The organism is Dactylosporangium sp. NPDC005572, from assembly GCF_040605515.1.
GTDB lineage: Bacteria > Actinomycetota > Actinomycetes > Mycobacteriales > Micromonosporaceae > Dactylosporangium.
The window spans coordinates 1-15,149 of the sequence record NZ_JBEXCY010000034.1 but is presented as its reverse complement, the minus strand read 5'-3'; the positions used below and the strand labels follow the sequence as shown (position 1 = coordinate 15,149).

28 protein-coding genes are annotated in these 15,149 nt (G+C 72.9%); 2 read left to right on the top strand and 26 right to left on the bottom strand.

The features are described 5' to 3' along the window. Window position 1: 1 nt before the first annotated feature. From ABZS66_RS19100 to ABZS66_RS18975, 26 genes are all read right to left on the bottom strand, one after another. The gene (locus ABZS66_RS19100; RefSeq protein WP_354759295.1) at window positions 2–223 is read right to left on the bottom strand and encodes a hypothetical protein; all 222 of its coding nucleotides are present in this window, start codon (window positions 221–223) and stop codon (window positions 2–4) included. Then, complete coding sequence (locus ABZS66_RS19095) at window positions 220–420, bottom strand: hypothetical protein (RefSeq protein WP_354759293.1); 201 nt, start codon at window positions 418–420, stop codon at window positions 220–222. The genes ABZS66_RS19100 and ABZS66_RS19095 overlap by 4 nt, the downstream gene beginning before the upstream one ends. Beyond that, window positions 417–1,007: a hypothetical protein gene (locus ABZS66_RS19090; RefSeq protein ID WP_354759291.1), complete on the bottom strand. Its 591-nt coding sequence runs from the start codon at window positions 1,005–1,007 to the stop codon at window positions 417–419. The genes ABZS66_RS19095 and ABZS66_RS19090 overlap by 4 nt, the downstream gene beginning before the upstream one ends. Then, window positions 1,004–1,288, bottom strand: a complete 285-nt coding sequence (locus ABZS66_RS19085) for a hypothetical protein (protein WP_354759289.1) — start codon at window positions 1,286–1,288, stop codon at window positions 1,004–1,006. The genes ABZS66_RS19090 and ABZS66_RS19085 overlap by 4 nt, the downstream gene beginning before the upstream one ends. After that, the gene (locus ABZS66_RS19080; protein WP_354759287.1) at window positions 1,281–1,619 is read right to left on the bottom strand and encodes an ead/Ea22-like family protein; all 339 of its coding nucleotides are present in this window, start codon (window positions 1,617–1,619) and stop codon (window positions 1,281–1,283) included. The genes ABZS66_RS19085 and ABZS66_RS19080 overlap by 8 nt, the downstream gene beginning before the upstream one ends. Beyond that, window positions 1,609–1,992, bottom strand: a complete 384-nt coding sequence (locus tag ABZS66_RS19075) for a hypothetical protein (protein ID WP_354759285.1) — start codon at window positions 1,990–1,992, stop codon at window positions 1,609–1,611. The genes ABZS66_RS19080 and ABZS66_RS19075 overlap by 11 nt, the downstream gene beginning before the upstream one ends. Continuing rightward, window positions 1,985–2,452 (bottom strand): hypothetical protein, encoded by a 468-nt coding sequence (locus tag ABZS66_RS19070; protein ID WP_354759283.1) that lies wholly within the window; start codon window positions 2,450–2,452, stop codon window positions 1,985–1,987. The genes ABZS66_RS19075 and ABZS66_RS19070 overlap by 8 nt, the downstream gene beginning before the upstream one ends. 3 nt (window positions 2,453–2,455) lie before the next feature. Beyond that, the gene (locus ABZS66_RS19065) at window positions 2,456–3,433 is read right to left on the bottom strand and encodes a hypothetical protein (protein WP_354759281.1); all 978 of its coding nucleotides are present in this window, start codon (window positions 3,431–3,433) and stop codon (window positions 2,456–2,458) included. Then, entirely contained in the window at window positions 3,430–3,966 is a 537-nt protein-coding gene (locus ABZS66_RS19060; RefSeq protein WP_354759279.1) for a hypothetical protein, read from the bottom strand. Before ABZS66_RS19060 ends, ABZS66_RS19065 begins: the two co-directional genes overlap by 4 nt. Further along, window positions 3,963–4,856 carry a hypothetical protein gene (locus ABZS66_RS19055; protein ID WP_354759277.1) on the bottom strand — a complete coding sequence of 298 codons (894 nt, stop codon included), beginning with the start codon at window positions 4,854–4,856 and terminating at the stop codon, window positions 3,963–3,965. Before ABZS66_RS19055 ends, ABZS66_RS19060 begins: the two co-directional genes overlap by 4 nt. Further along, entirely contained in the window at window positions 4,853–5,695 is an 843-nt protein-coding gene (locus tag ABZS66_RS19050) for a PD-(D/E)XK nuclease-like domain-containing protein (RefSeq protein ID WP_354759275.1), read from the bottom strand. The genes ABZS66_RS19055 and ABZS66_RS19050 overlap by 4 nt, the downstream gene beginning before the upstream one ends. Next, a complete protein-coding gene (locus ABZS66_RS19045; RefSeq protein ID WP_354759273.1) occupies window positions 5,692–5,994 on the bottom strand; it encodes a hypothetical protein in 303 nt (100 codons plus the stop codon). Before ABZS66_RS19045 ends, ABZS66_RS19050 begins: the two co-directional genes overlap by 4 nt. Window positions 5,995–5,999: 5 nt before the next feature. Continuing rightward, window positions 6,000–6,467: a hypothetical protein gene (locus ABZS66_RS19040; protein ID WP_354759271.1), complete on the bottom strand. Its 468-nt coding sequence runs from the start codon at window positions 6,465–6,467 to the stop codon at window positions 6,000–6,002. Beyond that, complete coding sequence (locus ABZS66_RS19035) at window positions 6,464–6,670, bottom strand: hypothetical protein (RefSeq protein ID WP_354759269.1); 207 nt, start codon at window positions 6,668–6,670, stop codon at window positions 6,464–6,466. The genes ABZS66_RS19040 and ABZS66_RS19035 overlap by 4 nt, the downstream gene beginning before the upstream one ends. Then, a complete protein-coding gene (locus tag ABZS66_RS19030; RefSeq protein ID WP_354759267.1) occupies window positions 6,667–7,617 on the bottom strand; it encodes a hypothetical protein in 951 nt (316 codons plus the stop codon). The genes ABZS66_RS19035 and ABZS66_RS19030 overlap by 4 nt, the downstream gene beginning before the upstream one ends. A 95-nt stretch (window positions 7,618–7,712) precedes the next feature. Then, entirely contained in the window at window positions 7,713–8,225 is a 513-nt protein-coding gene (locus ABZS66_RS19025) for a hypothetical protein (protein WP_354759265.1), read from the bottom strand. Beyond that, window positions 8,222–8,704 (bottom strand): hypothetical protein, encoded by a 483-nt coding sequence (locus tag ABZS66_RS19020; protein WP_354759263.1) that lies wholly within the window; start codon window positions 8,702–8,704, stop codon window positions 8,222–8,224. The genes ABZS66_RS19025 and ABZS66_RS19020 overlap by 4 nt, the downstream gene beginning before the upstream one ends. After that, complete coding sequence (locus tag ABZS66_RS19015; RefSeq protein WP_354759261.1) at window positions 8,701–9,249, bottom strand: hypothetical protein; 549 nt, start codon at window positions 9,247–9,249, stop codon at window positions 8,701–8,703. The genes ABZS66_RS19020 and ABZS66_RS19015 overlap by 4 nt, the downstream gene beginning before the upstream one ends. Continuing rightward, window positions 9,246–9,671, bottom strand: a complete 426-nt coding sequence (locus ABZS66_RS19010) for a hypothetical protein (protein ID WP_354759259.1) — start codon at window positions 9,669–9,671, stop codon at window positions 9,246–9,248. Before ABZS66_RS19010 ends, ABZS66_RS19015 begins: the two co-directional genes overlap by 4 nt. Continuing rightward, window positions 9,668–9,898, bottom strand: a complete 231-nt coding sequence (locus ABZS66_RS19005; RefSeq protein WP_354759257.1) for a hypothetical protein — start codon at window positions 9,896–9,898, stop codon at window positions 9,668–9,670. Before ABZS66_RS19005 ends, ABZS66_RS19010 begins: the two co-directional genes overlap by 4 nt. Continuing rightward, window positions 9,898–10,050 carry a hypothetical protein gene (locus ABZS66_RS19000; RefSeq protein ID WP_354759255.1) on the bottom strand — a complete coding sequence of 51 codons (153 nt, stop codon included), beginning with the start codon at window positions 10,048–10,050 and terminating at the stop codon, window positions 9,898–9,900. The genes ABZS66_RS19005 and ABZS66_RS19000 overlap by 1 nt, the downstream gene beginning before the upstream one ends. Next, entirely contained in the window at window positions 10,047–10,352 is a 306-nt protein-coding gene (locus ABZS66_RS18995) for a hypothetical protein (RefSeq protein WP_354759253.1), read from the bottom strand. Before ABZS66_RS18995 ends, ABZS66_RS19000 begins: the two co-directional genes overlap by 4 nt. Beyond that, window positions 10,349–10,819, bottom strand: a complete 471-nt coding sequence (locus ABZS66_RS18990; protein ID WP_354759251.1) for a hypothetical protein — start codon at window positions 10,817–10,819, stop codon at window positions 10,349–10,351. The genes ABZS66_RS18995 and ABZS66_RS18990 overlap by 4 nt, the downstream gene beginning before the upstream one ends. Before the next feature lie 3 nt (window positions 10,820–10,822). After that, complete coding sequence (locus tag ABZS66_RS18985; protein ID WP_354759249.1) at window positions 10,823–12,217, bottom strand: hypothetical protein; 1,395 nt, start codon at window positions 12,215–12,217, stop codon at window positions 10,823–10,825. Beyond that, window positions 12,214–13,290, bottom strand: a complete 1,077-nt coding sequence (locus tag ABZS66_RS18980; protein ID WP_354759247.1) for a hypothetical protein — start codon at window positions 13,288–13,290, stop codon at window positions 12,214–12,216. The genes ABZS66_RS18985 and ABZS66_RS18980 overlap by 4 nt, the downstream gene beginning before the upstream one ends. A 125-nt stretch (window positions 13,291–13,415) precedes the next feature. Further along, the gene (locus ABZS66_RS18975; protein WP_354759245.1) at window positions 13,416–13,682 is read right to left on the bottom strand and encodes a helix-turn-helix domain-containing protein; all 267 of its coding nucleotides are present in this window, start codon (window positions 13,680–13,682) and stop codon (window positions 13,416–13,418) included. Window positions 13,683–13,900: 218 nt separating this feature from the next. Here ABZS66_RS18975 and ABZS66_RS18970 point away from each other — a divergent pair, with 218 nt between their 5' ends. Beyond that, complete coding sequence (locus ABZS66_RS18970) at window positions 13,901–14,353, top strand: helix-turn-helix transcriptional regulator (RefSeq protein ID WP_354759243.1); 453 nt, start codon at window positions 13,901–13,903, stop codon at window positions 14,351–14,353. 243 nt (window positions 14,354–14,596) lie between these two features. Further along, window positions 14,597–15,097 (top strand): hypothetical protein, encoded by a 501-nt coding sequence (locus ABZS66_RS18965; protein WP_354759241.1) that lies wholly within the window; start codon window positions 14,597–14,599, stop codon window positions 15,095–15,097. The last annotated feature ends 52 nt before the right edge of the window (window positions 15,098–15,149 follow it).

Genomic DNA, 15,149 nt, shown 5'->3' with positions numbered 1-15,149 from the left:
ATCAGTCCTCCTGATGCTCGCCGAGGCGTCTGCGCTCGGCGTCGGTGATGTCGGGGTCGACTGCGGGCAGCTGGTCGACGTGGAGCTCGCTGGGATAGGGCTTGCGGCCGATCGGGAGGTTGCAGACGGTGCAGCAGCCGGGCACGTCGACCGACTCGACAGGGACGTGGGGGCGGGTGCGCCTGGTGACGGCGGCCGACCGGGGGACGATCCGGCCGGTCACGGCGGCCGCCGCACGTGCGGGTCGCGGGGAACCCAGGGCCGCCACGGGTCGCCCGCGGCGGCTGCGACACGGCCGAAGAGCCGGACGTGCGGCTCGGACGAGCCGACGCCGAGGTGCGGGCGTGCGCCGAGCAGCAGCGCACGCCGGCGGTACCGCTCGAACGCCATGAGCCGGCGTCGGGCCCGGGCCGCAGTCATGGCTGCCTCGCGTCCGCGCGGATGGCCCGGGCCATCCAGCCAGCGCAGAGCATCCCGGGCCGGCCGTCGGCCCGGAACGGGATGCCGGAGACGATCGGCGGCTGCCAGTCGGCGGTGGACCCCTCGATCCGCCGGCCGTCGGGGTGCTGCCAGTACGCGGGCCGGCGCATGCCGTCGTGGCAGTAAAACGCCTGGCCGAGGGCGGCCAGCTCGAACAGGGCCTCCTCGAGGAAGCCCTCGGCGCGTTCGGGCGAGCCTTTCCGGAAGGCACAGTCGCCGCACATCGAGCCGCGGACGGTGATGTCCTCGGCCCGCTCGGGCGGCTGGGGTGGCTGCTGCTCGAGTTCGAAGACCGGTGTCCAGCAGGTGCACCGGTCGGGGCCGCCGAGGTCGTTGCCGATGCAGCAGCCGACCGGCCAGTCGGCCTCGTCGGGGTGCTGCTCAGCCCAGGTGCGGGCCGGGTAGGAGGTGTGGCCGGCGTCCGCGAGCTGGTTGGCGATGGTGGTGACCTCGTCGGGGACGGTGACGCCGGCGGCCCGGGCCTGGTCCACGATCCGCTGTACGGCGCGCAGCTCGAAGGTGCTCATCGCCGCCCCCGCCGGTGGGAGGCCGCGTGCGGGCAGTTGGCGAAGTGCGACCGGTAGCGGTGGCGGACGCCGAACAGCTGCGCCGGGTTGGTGGTGACGACGGCGAGCGGCGGCAGGCTCGTGCCGCGGTGGGTGAGCTTGATGTTGCCGTCGTCGGCCGGGGTCGAGTCGACGGGCATCCGCTTGCCGCTGGTGGTGACGGTCCAGATGACGAGCGCGCCGCAGGTGCACGCCGATGTCGGGTACGCCGGCGGTGGGGGCGTCGAGGCCTCGTCAGCCATGGTCGGCCTCCTCGCGGAGCACGGCGCGGGCGAGTGCGATCAGGTGCTGGCCGTTGATCCCGTCCCAGCCAGCGAACGGGGTTCGTATCGCGTAGCTGTCGAGCAGGTCGGCGAGGGCCAGCGCGACCGGCGGGTGCATGGCGGTGATCAGCGCCCGGTCGCTGTCGCGCGGGAACCGGCCCTCGGCGATGCCGACGGAGTAGACCACCCGCCGACGGTCGGGGCCTTGGACGCTGCCGGTGATGTCCTCGGTCCACGGCCCCGGCGTGGCGGCCTCGGCGATCTCGCGGAGCTTGGCCGCGGCGCGAGTGAGGAGCTCCTCAGCCGGCATCGAGCACCTCCGTGAGGGGTCCGTCGGTGCGCTGGAGCTCGAGGAAGGGGAGGCTGTCTCCGGCCGGGGCTGCGTAGGTGGAGCCGTACTGCGACACGCGCCGGTAGACGCGGCCGGAGGCGCCGCGAACGGCCTCGACGTCGGGGACCTGCAGCTTCGGCCAGGTGCGCGGCTCGCGCGGCGGGGTGATGTCGGTGAGGGGGCCGTACGTCAGGACGTAGGCCCAGGTGCCCGAGTCGCCCGTCATGGCGCCCTCGACGCACTCCCAGAAGTCGTCGAGGGGCGCCTTCACCCAGATTGAGCCGCCCATCCCCTGCACTCGCGTGACGCCGGGCGGGGAATGTGGCACTTCGAACACCTGCGGCTCAGCCACGGTTGCTCGCCTCCTGCAGCGCGAGCGCCGGTCCGCAGGTCGGGCATTCGCGGCGGACGTCGGGTGCGGGCAGGCCGGCCATGGCGTGGTCGAGGTCGTCGTTGGAGGCGTCGCCGAGGGTGGTGCCGCAGCCGTTGCAGGCCCGCTTGACGGTGACGCGGGTGCGGGTGCGCCCGTCGGGCCCGGTGGTCTTCTCGTCGAGGGTCCAGGCGCGCAGGCCGGTGGCGCCGGCGAGGCCCATGTGGACCCGGCCGTCCCACAGGGGGCTGCCCTCGGTGGTGGTCTCGCCGCGGCGCTCCTCGATGAGCCTGGCGATGATCGTGGCCTGCTGGCCAGCGTGGTTCTCCAGGTTGCTGATGAAGAGGCTGCGCTGGTTGTTGAACTCGCGGATCTCGGCGAGCGCGGCGTCCAGGTCCGGGACCTGCACGGCGGCCGTCGGGGTGGGGCTGGTCGTGGTCATGGGTCAGATCTCCCGGGGCATGACGAGGACGTGGACGGGGACGAGGGGCCGGCGGCAGTCGGGGCAGTCGCCGGGGTCGAAGCGCCGCTGCGAGCAGCGGCGGCAGAACCAGGCGGTGTACGCGAGCAGCGCCTGCCCGTCCAGGGCCACCACGTCGGGCCGTCGGGCTTCGGCGAGCTCGGCCCGGACGGCGTCGAGTTCGGCTTGCCGGGCGGTGTGCTCCCGGGCCAGCAGCGTCGCCTCGCGGCGGTCGCGCTCGGTCTGCCAGATCACATCGGCGCGGGAGACGTGGTCCCAGCCGGGCTGCCCTTCCCGGCCGACGAGGGTCTTGAGGCGGGCGACCTCGGGAAGGATCTGGTCGAGCCCGTCGACGCCGAGGACGGCCATCAGCCGGTGGTCGGTGGCGGCGTGTGTGCCCGGGCAGGTGGGGTCGGAGGTGGCGGCCGCCGCACGGGGAACGTCGGCCGCCACCTCCTGGTCCGCGTCGCCGTGGGGGGCCGCCGGCGGCCGACTGGGTTCGGCCCGGCGGGAGCGACGCGGGGGTTTCACCGGCTGCTGGTCGGCCGGCTCCCGGAACGTGACTGGCGCGGCGGTGGGTGCCGGGGCAGGCGTGGCCGGCGGCTGGGGAGCGTCGGCCGGTGCGGGCGTCGTGGGAGCGGGTGCGGCATCGGTGGCCTCCGTGGTGAAGCCGCGGCATGCGCAGCGGGTGCAGGGCGAGCCGGAGCCGCTCTGCTGGTGCTTGCCGCGCCGGTGCGGGCACCGCGCGCATGGCGGGTCGAGGAGGTTGAGGGCGCGACCGTCCGGCGGCTGCACTGCCGGGGCGGGGGCTGGCTCGGCGCCTGCGGTTGCTTCGGTCAGGTCGTCGGGGCTGAGCGTGCACCAGCAGCCGGTTCGGCCGCAGCCGGTGGACGCGCTGTGGAGCCGGCCGGGGTGGCTGCAGGCGTAGCAGGCGGCGGCGAGGCCCGGCTTGACGGCGGTCATCGCCGGCGCCCGAGCAGGTGGGCGAGGGCCTCGTCGTCGGTGAGGACGGTGAGCCGCGGCGCCGGCCCGGTCCGGACGTGCTCGGCGACGGCGCGCATCGCGTCCTGCCACCGCGGCACCGCCAGCCCGGACGGGCGGCCCGGGACGAGGCGGAGCACGACGCGGATGTCGTCGTACATCTGCCGCAGGCCCTGGATCTGCCCGTCGGTGAGGGAGACGACCTCGACGTCCGGGCCGGGCTCGGGGTCCCAGCCGACAATCACGATCGGCCCGTAGTAGGGGCGCACGACCGCGCCGAGCGAGGCGAGCAGGCACGACCCGACGAGGTTGCGCTGGTAAGGGGAGGTCGGCAGCGCGCTGACGCCGTTGACGTACGCGGCGGTGCGGACGTGCTCAGGGCCGTACACGGCGGCGGCGTTCGGGAGTCCGACCCGGTCGGAGCCCTCGGGGCCGACATCGCGCAGCGCCACGTCGTAGCGGGGTGCGGTGCGCTGCCGCAGCTGCCCGTCCTCGTCGACGATCACGTACTTCACCGGACGCTCCCCTCGCCCGGCGCGTCGGCTGGCGGCCCGGCGACGGGTGGCCAGTCGCCGCCTTCCGCCGACGCGTGGTCGGGGCTCGGGGCGGGCCTCGGCGCCGGCCCGCCCAGCTCGGCGACGGTCACCAGCTCCGGCGGGAACTCGTCGCCAACGGTCGTCTCACCCTGCTGGATCGACCGGTACACCACGCCCAGGTCGGCGACGTCCGCCGCGGTCCACTGGCCGCGCTTGCGGTCAAGCCGCTTCTCGATCTGCGGCACCTTGATCCCGATCCCGGCGAACGCCTGGACGAGGTTCGCGATGCGCTCGACAAGCGGCTTGCCGTCGCCGCGTTCGATCGTCTGCCGGCAGATGTCCTGCGCCTCAGCAACGAAGTCCGCCGGCAGGGCCGAGAAGATGCACTCGCGGACCGCCCGGGCGCCGATGTTCTGGTTGTTGAGGTAGACGTCGCCGAGGTCGGTGAGCGGCTTCCGCTCGCGGCCGACCATCCGCTGGTGCGGCACTTGCAGGGTGCGGGACGGCCGGACGTTGGTCTGCTGGTCCCAGGCGAACGTGCGGACCTCGGACATGCCGCGCTCGTCGTCGCGGGACAGCTCGTGGACGCCGTAGTCGAGGTTCCCCCAGATCCGCGCGAGCTCGCGGGCGAGGTGGATCGACGGCCTGGATGTGCCGCGGTTCTTCACCGTGTAGAACGCACGCTCGGCGAGGCTGAGCCGGGAACAGGCGGCCTGCATGTCGGCCCAGGCGCGGCGGATGTCGCGCGGGCATTGCTGCGCCACCTGCACCGCGGCGAGGACCTCGGCAACCGCACGGGCCTGCTCGACAGCGGTCGTCTGGGTGGGCCGGGCCAGGGCCGCGGGCATGGGGTTGAGATCGGTGGTCATGCGGTGCCCTCTCGGTGTTCTGCCCACGGGGGCAGGGAGACGTAGTCGATGTCTTCGCCATAGCCGGGCCACTGGCCGGAGGCGGTGCAGTCGGCGAAGATCTGCGTGGCCCAGTCCTTCAGGTCGCGGCCGGTTCGCAGCGCCGGCGGGTCCAGCTGGACGCAGCTGACCAGGTACGGGGCTTGTTTCTCCTGGAAGATCAGGACGAACAGCGTGTCCGCGTCGCCGAGGCTCAGGGCCCGCACTCCGTCGCGGTAGAACGCGCCCTGGATGTGGTAGCCGTACGAGTGGATGACCTTCGGCAGAGCGTCGGGGTGCGCGCTGAGGCAGGTCTTGTAGTCGACGACGACGGTCCGGCCGCCGGCCCGCTCGTGCAGCCAGTCGACGCGGGCACGTTCAGCCACGCCGGTGAGGCGGTCGGTCCAGAACAGCGACAGCTCCGGACGGCCGTGCGCGGGGTTGAGCAGCGCGGCGGCCATCGGGTGCCGGGCGAGCTGCCCGGCCATCGCCTTGATCTCGTCGTACGGCCCGCGCTTGAGGGGGATGCCGCCAGCGGCGCGGATCGCCGCCACCTGCGCCTTGACCTCGGTGGTGTCCCAACGGTCGCGGTCGACGAGGACGAGCTTCGGGCCGATGCCGAGGACTTCCTTGTGCGCGGCCTGGCCCAGCTCGAACACGGCGCGCTGCTCGGGGTTGTCCTGCCGGTGCTTGAACATGGCCGGGCAGTTCGGCGGCAGCAGCAACTTGGCGCCGGACGACGACAGCGCCGGATCGGCGTGGTACGCGTCGGCGGGCATGCCGTCGTAGACCCCGACATCGGCGGCGGCCGGGGCGGTCACCGGTCACCGCCGACGTACCGCGCCCACACCTTGCCGACCCGCGCGGATCCCCGCTCAGCCGCCGGCGCGGTGCGGGCCTTGGTCTCGAACGACCGCGCCGGCGCGAACGGTCCCATGCCGGCACGGATGTAGGCCGCCAGCGCCGCGTGGGTCTCGCCACGCCGGTCGACCTGGCCCTCAGCGATGACCGCCCACTCGCCGGGCCGGGCCCGCAGCTCGTCGGCGAGCGGCCGCCACCGGTCGGCGCGCTGCGCTGCCCGGACCTTCCGGCTGTCCGGCGGCTCTTCCCACCGCAGCACGGCGCTCACCGCTCGCCGCCGGGGAGGAGTGCCAGCATCCGGCCGGTCTCGTAGGCCTCAGCGATCCGGGGCAGGGTGTGCTCGCCGACGGTGCGCCCGTCGGGCATCACGATGTGCGCGAGGAACTCCTGCTCGACGGTGGTGATCCCGGCCTCGACCGCCTCGAGCTTGGCCTTGATGACCAGCGCGAGTGCCCGCCAGCGTTGCCGGACGCCCTGCTCGTATGCCTCGTCGATCGAGGCCTCGCTGCGCCGGTAGCCGCGGCTGGGCGTGTGTGTGAACTCGCGGTCGTTGCGGTTGGGCATCGGCAGCCGGAACAGCACCCGGCGGTGCGCGATCTCGAACATCACGGTCGCGGCCGCCGCGTCCCAGCCGTAGGCGAACGCGGTCGCGCGGTACCGGCGCAGCGTCTTCTCGATCTCGGTGCGGCTGCGGTCGCTGGAAACTTCGGTCCGGTCGGCGTAGCGGCTCACCAGCCACCACCCCACGGGTCGCGGACCGGGGCGCCTCCGGTCGCGTGGCCGGTGGCCCGGCCCTTCGCGCGGGCCTTGGCCTCCTTGGCGGCCATGCGCCGAGCGGTGCGGTTGCCGGCCGGGTCGGCCTGGATGTAGCCGATCGGGATGTCGCGCTTGCGGGTGCTGACGCGGGGCTTCTTGCCCTTGCCGCGGCTGCTCACCGGTTGTCTCCGTTCTGGGGTTGGTGGGCTGGGCAGACGCCGGCGGCGGTCAGGTCGGTGGACCCGCACGGCTCGAGGCCGGTGTCGGGCAGCACGGGGCAGGTGGCCGGGCCATCGGGGTGCTCGTCGGCGGCGATCGCGCGAAGGCCGGTGAGCATGTCCTCGGCGAGGCGACGAGCGGTCGGCGCGGTCGGGAAGACCGGCTTCAGTCCGTCCTCGCCGGCCCACGGCTGCTGCGGGTGCGCGGTCTGGCAGTGCCAGTCGCGGAGCCGCAGGCGGTAGGTGTCGGTGCCGAGCTCACGGTCGTAGGTGCGGCAGCTGCGTGCGAGTTCTCGGTGGTCGCCCATCTGGCCGGCCATCAGGAGGACCCTGCCGACCGGTGTGAACTGGTCGCCGACTGTGCCGGAGATCGCGTGGTGGATGAAGCGCCGTCCGCCGAGCTGGAGCAGCTGGGCGACGGCGACGGGGGCGGGCACTGCACCGTCGGGGACCACGACCGGTGGAACGCCGCCCGCGTGGCGCGGTGCGACGGTGACGTCGATGAGGACGGTGCCGTCCAGCTCCGCGCCGTACAGGCGGGTCGAGCCGAAGTCGCTGGTGGTGATGGAGACGAGCACCGCGGCGGCCGGGTCGGCGAGCACGCCGCGGGCCCAGTCGACGGCGGCCAGGCGCCGCTTGAGGTGCGACGGGCGGACCTCCGCGAGCCGCTGGGCGCCCCAGCAGCCGTCGCACAGGCGCCGGTTGTGGTTGTCCCAGGTCTGCAGCGGCTCGCCGCTGACCGCGGCGCAGCGGGCGCAGGTCCGGTCCGCGGTCCACCGGGCGAGCCGGCCGGGACTGAGCGGCGGCAGCTCCTGCGAGGCCTCGACCTCGTACAGCGGCGCGTGCTGGTTGCCGTGGTAGAACAGCGTCGCGACCGGCTCCTGGCCCTCCGCGGGCCGACGCCGCATCCGCTTGAGCATCGTGGCCGTGGCCAGATGGGAGGGAATCTCCCCGGTCCGGTACATGGGCCGGCCGGCTGGGCAGTGAGTCTTGCGGCGGCTCGTCATCGCACGCTCCGGTAGGCGATCTTGGCGTCGCGGTTGTCGAGGCGGGCGCGCGCGTCGGCGAGCTGGTCGCTGAGCGCCACGTTGGCCCGGCGGTGCCGCTCGGCCTCGCCGCGCCAGTACAGCTCGGTGTCGCCGCCGCACACGCACGCCGCCGCGGCCGCGGTGCGGGCGCTGAGGAGGCCGTTGAGCCGGTCCACCTCGGCGCGGGCACTGGCCAGCTGCTGCTCCAGCTCCGTCGGGCTCTGCCGCTCCAGATGCAAGGCCACCTGCTGCAGCTGGTCCCAGGCCGCGTCGTGCTCGGCCTGGCTCGGTGTGCGCTCCAGCTCGTTCTCCAGCTGCCTGACACGCGCCCGGGCCGCCTCGCGCTCGCCGGTGCGGATGGCCAGCTCGCCGTTGAGGACGTCGAGCAATCGGCGGAGGGTGGCCAGCTCATCGGCGGCAGGGGCGGCCGGGACGGGCCCGGACCGCTCGAGCCAGGCCCGGACCCGGGCGATCCGCGCGGCGATCACGACAGGCCCGGCGACTGCTGGTAGACGGTGTCGAGCTGAGCGATGAGCACGGCCATCGCGAGCTCTTCGACGGCGTCGTGGACGGAGGCCATTGCGCCGTCGACGGTGTACGCGGACTGCGGCGGCTGGCCGGCGAGAGCCCACTCGGCGCGGGCGAGGCCGTACGCGGCGACGAGGGCGAGGATGTGGTCGAGCACCGGCAGGGCCGGGGCTGCTTGACCACCAACACCCTCTTCTGCGGATGTGGCCGGCCCCGCCGGTGCAGTCTCGGGGGAGGTGACGGCGATGAGCGCGGCGCGCAGCTGGGCGGGCGTCAGGCCGTCGAGGATGTCGTTGATCAGGCCGGCCATCGCGACGGCCAGGTCCTCGCGGCCGCCGGCGGCGTGCCGGAGGCGGGAGGTCTGCAGCGCGCGGATGCGGGTCAGGGCGACCTCGACGGCGGCCGTGGCCGCGGTCGGGTCGTGGGTGAGGTCGGTCATGCTGCCGCTCCCGTCGTGGCGGCCGCGGCCAGCGCGGCGAGGTCCTCGGTGGTGATCTGCTCGCGCGGCCCGGCGAGGAGGGTGGCCAGGTCGATCTCGTCGCAGCTGGTGTCGACGAGGTTGACCACGCGCCAGCGGCGCTGGACTGCATCGCTCTCGTCGAGGGCATGGCGGGTCGGCTGCGCGGTGCTCAACTCGGCGACAACGGCCTGACGCTCGGCGACGGCGACCTTGGTGACGCTGTCGCGGTAGGTCTCGCCGGTGCCGTCGTGGCGGCGGATCTCCGTCGTGAGACGGCGGGCGCGGCGCACGCGCAGGACGATGCGGCGCTGGGTGCTGCGCCGGCGCGGGATCGCCACCACCCGGGGCAGCAGCACGTCGGGCCGCGGGACGCGGATCCGAAACCCGGCCTGCCACAGCGCCACCGCCGCGGCGCCGATCAGTCCCAGCACGAGGGCGACGCAGATCGACCGCCACGCGAGCAGCAGCTGGTCCGGCGTGATCCAGCCCTCGACGTGGGGGATCATCACCGTGGGCGGGATCATGCCGGCCGCCCGAAGCGGGTCCGGACGACCTGCCCGAACTCGGTGTGGACGTGGGTGGCGTCGTCGAGCAGCCTGCCGGACGTCCACACGGGCGCGTACGGGTTCGGCATGTCCGGCAGCCCGTACGGAATCGGCTCGTCGACGATCTCGCTGCGGGCCGCCCGGGCCGCGGCTTCGACGACCGGGACGCCCTGCACGACGAGGACGAACCGCTGGTGCAGCCGCCAGTACGCCTGCCGGTCGCGGCGGGTAGTGGCTGCGGCCCGCTCGGCGTCGACCTGGCGCAGCGCGCGCTCGGTGGCTCGGCGGGCCCGGTCCGCCCGTCCGTACGACCGGTCGATCGTGGCGAAGACCACGATGCCGAGGGCGATGAGGATCAGGGCGACGCCGAACGCGTCGCCGTGGTTGTCGAGGAAGTTCATGGGCGTATCCCCTGGTTGTGCGCTTTGATCAGTGGGCAGCGGTTGCAGGCGACGGCGTTCTGCGCGACGGCCCGGGCGACGGTCATGGCGACCAGCGGGCCCGGCCACGAGCACCACGAGGTGGACGGCACGTCGTCGCGGGGCAGGTGCATGACGGAGTAGGTGGCCTCGCGGCGGCCGAGCTGGCGGACCGCGGCGGCGAGCAGGATCACGGTGTCGGCGGCCATCACCAGACCGCCGACACCACGTGGATGGCGCCGACACAGGCGAGGGCGAGGATGCCGAGGCCGACCAGGGCCAGCAGGCACGTCAGGCCGTACGCGGGCCTGGTCCCGTTGCCGTCCCCGATCGGCCCGCCCGGCCGCCCAGTGCTGCTCATCGCGCCGCAGCCCGCAGAATGTCGTTCAGCTCGGCCAGCCGGGCCTGCCGGACCTGGATCCGCAGGACCCGGCCCAGCAGGTAGCCGACGATCTCCTGCTCCTCACCACCGACGCCGGGCTGCGTGAGCGGCTGGACGTCGAGGGTGTCCATGCCCTCGACCAGCCACCGCAGCTCGGACGGGGCCAGGCCGCGGCCGTAGATGACCACGCCCCGCGGGCGGGAGACGACCAGGTCGTGCGCGACGGCGGTGCCGAGGGTCCGGCACGCGGTCGCGATCTGGTTCTTCGACGGCATCGTCACGACGCACCACCGGCAGTAGCTGCGGCGCGGACGTCGGCGACGAGCTGCTGCGGCTTGATCGGCCCGCACGTCTTGCACCACGGGTCGCCGCCGATCGACGAGTACGTCACCTCGGGGTGGCCGGCGCCCCGGCACGCCGCCTGCTCGGCGGCGCGCTTCGCGGCGTACTGCACGGCCCGGTGCGAGTCGACGTGGGCCTCGCACTCCAGGCCCGGGTAGGAGCCGCCGTAGGCCGAGCCGTAGACGTCGTCCCAGTCGCACCGGTCCGGCGAGCGCATCTCGGGAAAGGCGTGGACGAGCGTCTCGTCGTCGCGGACCTTCTCGTACCAGGCGCCGTCGTTCTGGAGCCGCTGGAGGGCCTCGGCCTGCGAGTCGGCCCGGAGCCACACGACGTGCTTCTTCTGCTCGGTGACGATGACCGGGTACGAGCACTCCGGCTCGGCCAGGTTGTTGACAATGTCTTCCACCGCTCAGCCCTCCGACTTCCGCTGGCACACCGGGCAGCGCGGGCAGCCGAGCTCAAGGGCCTCCAACAGCGACACCCGCAGGCCCGCCGTCGTGCCGCGCCCGCACGCCGTGAGGTCGCCGACCAGGTCGTGGTAGTTGATGCCGCGCCGGCGGACCGCCATCCACACCTCACCGGCGGCGCCGATCGGAGGCCACTCGTCGTGGGGCAGCTCGACCATCCCGAACTGCTCCACACCGGCCGCCTCGGCCGACGAGTAGTGCATCGACCAGGCGTTGCCGAACCGAGCGAACATCTCCTCGCGGGCGGCCATGAAGGTGCCGTGGATGACGACGTACATGCCGTCGTACGTCTGGCCGGCACCGAAGGTGAACCACCAGTCCTGGACCGGACCGTCCGGGTCGGCGATGTGCTGCTCGAGCGCGGCGACCGCCTCGGCCTGCGTGTCGAACCCGGCGACGACGGTGCCGCACGCGCACTCGGCGTCGTTCTCACCGGGCCCGCCGACCGACCCGGCGACGTGGTGGTGCCCGGTGGCCGGCCCCGATTGCAGCTCGGGGCCGACCACCTCTCCCTCAGCACGAGCAACGTCGTGGGTGCCGTCCTGGGTGGCGTCCCCGGCCCCGGGGGTCGTGGGGCCGGGGACCTCCGACGGGTCAGCGCCGCGAACCGCCGCCCCGTCCGCTGCCGGCGCTGCGTCAGCGTCCGTCGTGGCACCAGCAGCCGTCTCATCGGTGGGCTCGACACCGTAGTTGACGTGCGAGATCCGCAGCTCCACCGGACCGAACTTGGCCTCCACCGCGTGGTGGCGGTGCCCGTTGCTGTCGACGATGTGGTTCTCGACCTCGACGCCCAGGACGGCGGCCGCGCGGCGGAGCCGCTGGACTGCAGAGGCGTCGTCCCTGTTGGGAAGTCCGTCGGATACGTACGTCGCGCCCCAGCTGACCGACGCCGTGAAGCACGAGACAGGCAGCTCGGGGCTCGAATCGACCAGGTCCGCCAACTCCCGCAGCCCAGCGGCAACGGCGGCGTGGTCGTCGTCGACGGGGGTGTCGCCCGGCTGGTCGGTCGCAGCGACCGCCGGGGAAACCGCCTCGCCAGGATCAGCGGCTTGTTCCACGAGGTCCCGGCCAGCCGGGGAAGTCTCCATGCGGCCAGCCATGCCGCGCAGCGCACCGACCAGCTCGCCCATCTGCTCGACGAGCGCACCGACCGCAGCCCGCAGGCCGTCGTCGCCGTCCTCATCGGCCGGGCGACGGCCGCCGTTGAGCCACGCCACCCGATCAGCCGCCGCCCGCGGGCTGCTGTGGTCGCTCTCCGCCTCCCAGTCGACGCCGAGCGTCCCCGAGCCGACGGTCCACAGACCGGGCTCCAGCGACACGTAGTGGTAGCCGCTCACCGGACCACCGCCGCAGCCGCCGGGATCCGGACCTCGGTCCGCGCGTAGCCGGCGACGTGCCGCGACACCTCGAAAACGCCGTCCGCGATCGTCAGCACCTTGCATGCCACGCCGTGCTCGCAGTTCAGCAGGCCGCACTTGGGGGTGCCGACCACGAGCTCCAGGTGCTCGGTGCCGGCGATCTCACCGACCAGCCACATCCCCACCGTCACGTCCATCGCAAGGACGTGCACCGGCGCCGTCAGCAGCCGCACGTCGGTCTCGCCGGCGAGCACGGCGAGCACGTCCGGCGTCGGCATCAAAAGGTCGGCGCCGTCCTGGTCCGCGATGCCCTGCGCCTGCTTCACCAGCGACGCGAACCCGTGCGCGCCCGACTCGTACACCCAGTCGGTGTCGACGTACGGCACACCGACCGCCCGGCCACCGACCCGGGACACGATGCCCGCCCGCGCGTGCTCGCCGACCAGGTCCGCGTCGTCACGGTTGAACCGGGCGGCCTCGGCGGCCCGCTCGGCGTTCGCCAGGGCGCGCAGCTCGGCGGTGAGGACCTCCAGCGACACCGTGCGCCGCCCCGGGGCCGGCTCAACGGCCGACTCGACCAGCTCGGGAGCACGCTCCCCGAAGTAGCCGAACTCCGGCCCCTCGGCGAGCTCGTCGCGGATTGCGTCGAGCAACGGGCCGGTGTAGCTGGACCCCGGCTCCCAGCCGCGCTCGTCCCGGTCCCGGTCGTAGGTGACCTCGCGGCCGCCGAACGCATCGGCGTGCTGCTCCTCGGTCAGCGGCTCCCGGTCCTCATCGACGAGCTGCTCGAGCGTGATCCGAGTCCGGTCCCCGACCAGGAAGCTCCGCCCGTCGCGCATCGTGATCCCGATGCGCTGCGACAGCGGCGTGTCCCATCCCCGCCAGAACGCGTTCACCAGCTCGCCCTCGACGCGGCCGCTGTCCGGCAGGGTCATCGAGATCCGGCGGCCGATGAACTCGACCCGGCGCTCCATGAGCACCACCGCGTCGAGCACCAGCGGTGTGACGTTCCCCGGCTCGCCCTCAGGCGGCCGGTCCGATACCGTCTCCATCAGGGAGTCACTCCTCCCGATCTGGGGACCCGCCCGACGCCCTGCACGGCGTCGTCCAGCGGGTCCCGAACTTTTGGGGTCTGTCCCGGCGCTCAGCGGATTCGGCACGCCGCAGCCCCGGGCTTCTACGCGCTCGCGCCCACCGGTTCGCTGGTGGCACGCTCGGTCTCGATCAGCTGCTCGGCGAACGCCTTGAGCGACGAGACGAGCACCAGCTGGCGGCGGCCGTGGTGGGCGCCCAGGAGATCGCCGCTCTCGAGGAGCCGGTAGATCTCCCGGGTGCTGAGCTTCCCGAGGTAGACCGCGGCGTCCTTGACGCTGACGAAGGGAGGCTCGAGCTCCTGGACCCGCGTCTCGCTGGCGAGACTAGAGATGACTGGATTCTCGTCCACGAGACGACTATGACACATTCTCGCCGACGAGACGCCTCATACTTTCGGACAGTATGCGACTACGTCGCGGAGAACCTAGATTGGTATCTATGCACGTGCAGTCACACGCAGTCCTGGACTGTGCAGCTCACGGGCCGCCCAACGAAATGCCCTCTCGTCGGCGCGAAGATTCCCGCGAGCGAGACGGCATTACCGCAGGTGGGACGTACCGTGTCGCCATGCCAGCCGCCCCTGACGCGCGCCGCGACGCGTGGGCCCGGTTCGTGAAGCGCGTGACCGACAACGCGCGCACGACCCGGGGTTGGACCGTGCCGATGATCGCCGAGGAGACCAAGCGCCGAGCGGCGCGCGGCAACGGCGTCAGCGTCAGCCCCGCCACCATCTACCGCTGGATCAACGGCGAGTGGGAGACCTCGCCCAGCGCCGATGCGGTGGAGGCGTTCTGCGACACGAACGACATCCCGGTGGTGGCCGCGTTTGCGATCTTGTGGCCGGGCAAGACGGGCCGGGCGAAGGTACCGGAGCCCATGCCGATCGACCCCGACTTCGAGACCCTCCTGCGCCGGCTGCAAGACCCGAACGTGTCAGAAGCGGAGAAGTACCACATTAGGGAGACGATCCGGACACTTGCCGCAAGGCCTGCCAGCAGGGAGCGCCCGACCGGCAGCTAGGAAACGTCAGACTACGGAACGTGTTGTAACCGATCGGTCTAGTGATGACTGCGCGCGACTGGACTACCGTGGCGCGATCGGAGCCAATGCCGGGGCAGGGCAAAGGATTCGAGGCCATCACTACATCCGTACTCCATGTGTGAAAGGGAACCGCACATGACGGAGGCACCAAACCGTCTGCCCACAACGGAATCAGTTCGACCGAGCCGAATCAGCCTGGTCGCCATCACACTGTGCGTCTCCATGACGCTCCTCAGCTGGCCGCTCGTGATCGCCATGGCGTTCACCGGCTCAGCCTCCGGCGAGACGAAGGTCCTGGCACTGGCCGCCTTCGCCACCGCCTTGTCGCTCGGCACCCTCGTCCTCGCGATGCGCTACCTGATGCGCGACGCCCGCCGACGAGACCACGAGGCACTGCGTGCGGAGCGCGCCCAGGAGCGCGCCATCCTCACGGCCGAGCTGCAGCAGCTGCGCGAGCAGATCACCGCCCACGCCGAAGACACCACACGCGAGCTCGACGCCCAGTTCGTCCAGATGGTCGCCCAGAACGCCATCGCCCACGCCCAGATCGCCGCCATGTGCGAGCAGATCAGCCTCAAGCTGGACGGCATGTGGTGGGGCGCCTACACCAACGCGGCGCACGACCTGGGGTACGCCGTGGACGGAGAGGCGAAGGTCATCGACCTGGTGAGCCGGCTCGGCGAACGCGGGACCATCCGCCTCCGCGGCCGCGACGGGGCCTGATGGCCGCGCGCCGCGGCAGGAACCCCGCCGGCCGCTACAAGATCTCACTCGG

Coding starts and splice junctions, on each gene's coding strand:
- ABZS66_RS19065 (WP_354759281.1), bottom strand. CDS start 3,433: ATGACCGCCGTCAAGCCGGGCCTCGCCGCCGCCTGCTACGCCTGCAGC.
- ABZS66_RS18970 (WP_354759243.1), top strand. CDS start 13,901: ATGCCAGCCGCCCCTGACGCGCGCCGCGACGCGTGGGCCCGGTTCGTG.
- ABZS66_RS19090 (WP_354759291.1), bottom strand. CDS start 1,007: ATGAGCACCTTCGAGCTGCGCGCCGTACAGCGGATCGTGGACCAGGCC.
- ABZS66_RS19000 (WP_354759255.1), bottom strand. CDS start 10,050: ATGAGCAGCACTGGGCGGCCGGGCGGGCCGATCGGGGACGGCAACGGG.
- ABZS66_RS19030 (WP_354759267.1), bottom strand. CDS start 7,617: ATGCGGCGTCGGCCCGCGGAGGGCCAGGAGCCGGTCGCGACGCTGTTC.
- ABZS66_RS19070 (WP_354759283.1), bottom strand. CDS start 2,452: ATGACCACGACCAGCCCCACCCCGACGGCCGCCGTGCAGGTCCCGGAC.
- ABZS66_RS18980 (WP_354759247.1), bottom strand. CDS start 13,290: ATGGAGACGGTATCGGACCGGCCGCCTGAGGGCGAGCCGGGGAACGTC.
- ABZS66_RS19055 (WP_354759277.1), bottom strand. CDS start 4,856: ATGACCACCGATCTCAACCCCATGCCCGCGGCCCTGGCCCGGCCCACC.
- ABZS66_RS19005 (WP_354759257.1), bottom strand. CDS start 9,898: ATGGCCGCCGACACCGTGATCCTGCTCGCCGCCGCGGTCCGCCAGCTC.
- ABZS66_RS19015 (WP_354759261.1), bottom strand. CDS start 9,249: ATGATCCCGCCCACGGTGATGATCCCCCACGTCGAGGGCTGGATCACG.
- ABZS66_RS19010 (WP_354759259.1), bottom strand. CDS start 9,671: ATGAACTTCCTCGACAACCACGGCGACGCGTTCGGCGTCGCCCTGATC.
- ABZS66_RS18965 (WP_354759241.1), top strand. CDS start 14,597: ATGACGCTCCTCAGCTGGCCGCTCGTGATCGCCATGGCGTTCACCGGC.
- ABZS66_RS19080 (WP_354759287.1), bottom strand. CDS start 1,619: ATGCCGGCTGAGGAGCTCCTCACTCGCGCCGCGGCCAAGCTCCGCGAG.
- ABZS66_RS19085 (WP_354759289.1), bottom strand. CDS start 1,288: ATGGCTGACGAGGCCTCGACGCCCCCACCGCCGGCGTACCCGACATCG.
- ABZS66_RS19095 (WP_354759293.1), bottom strand. CDS start 420: ATGACTGCGGCCCGGGCCCGACGCCGGCTCATGGCGTTCGAGCGGTAC.
- ABZS66_RS19020 (WP_354759263.1), bottom strand. CDS start 8,704: ATGACCGACCTCACCCACGACCCGACCGCGGCCACGGCCGCCGTCGAG.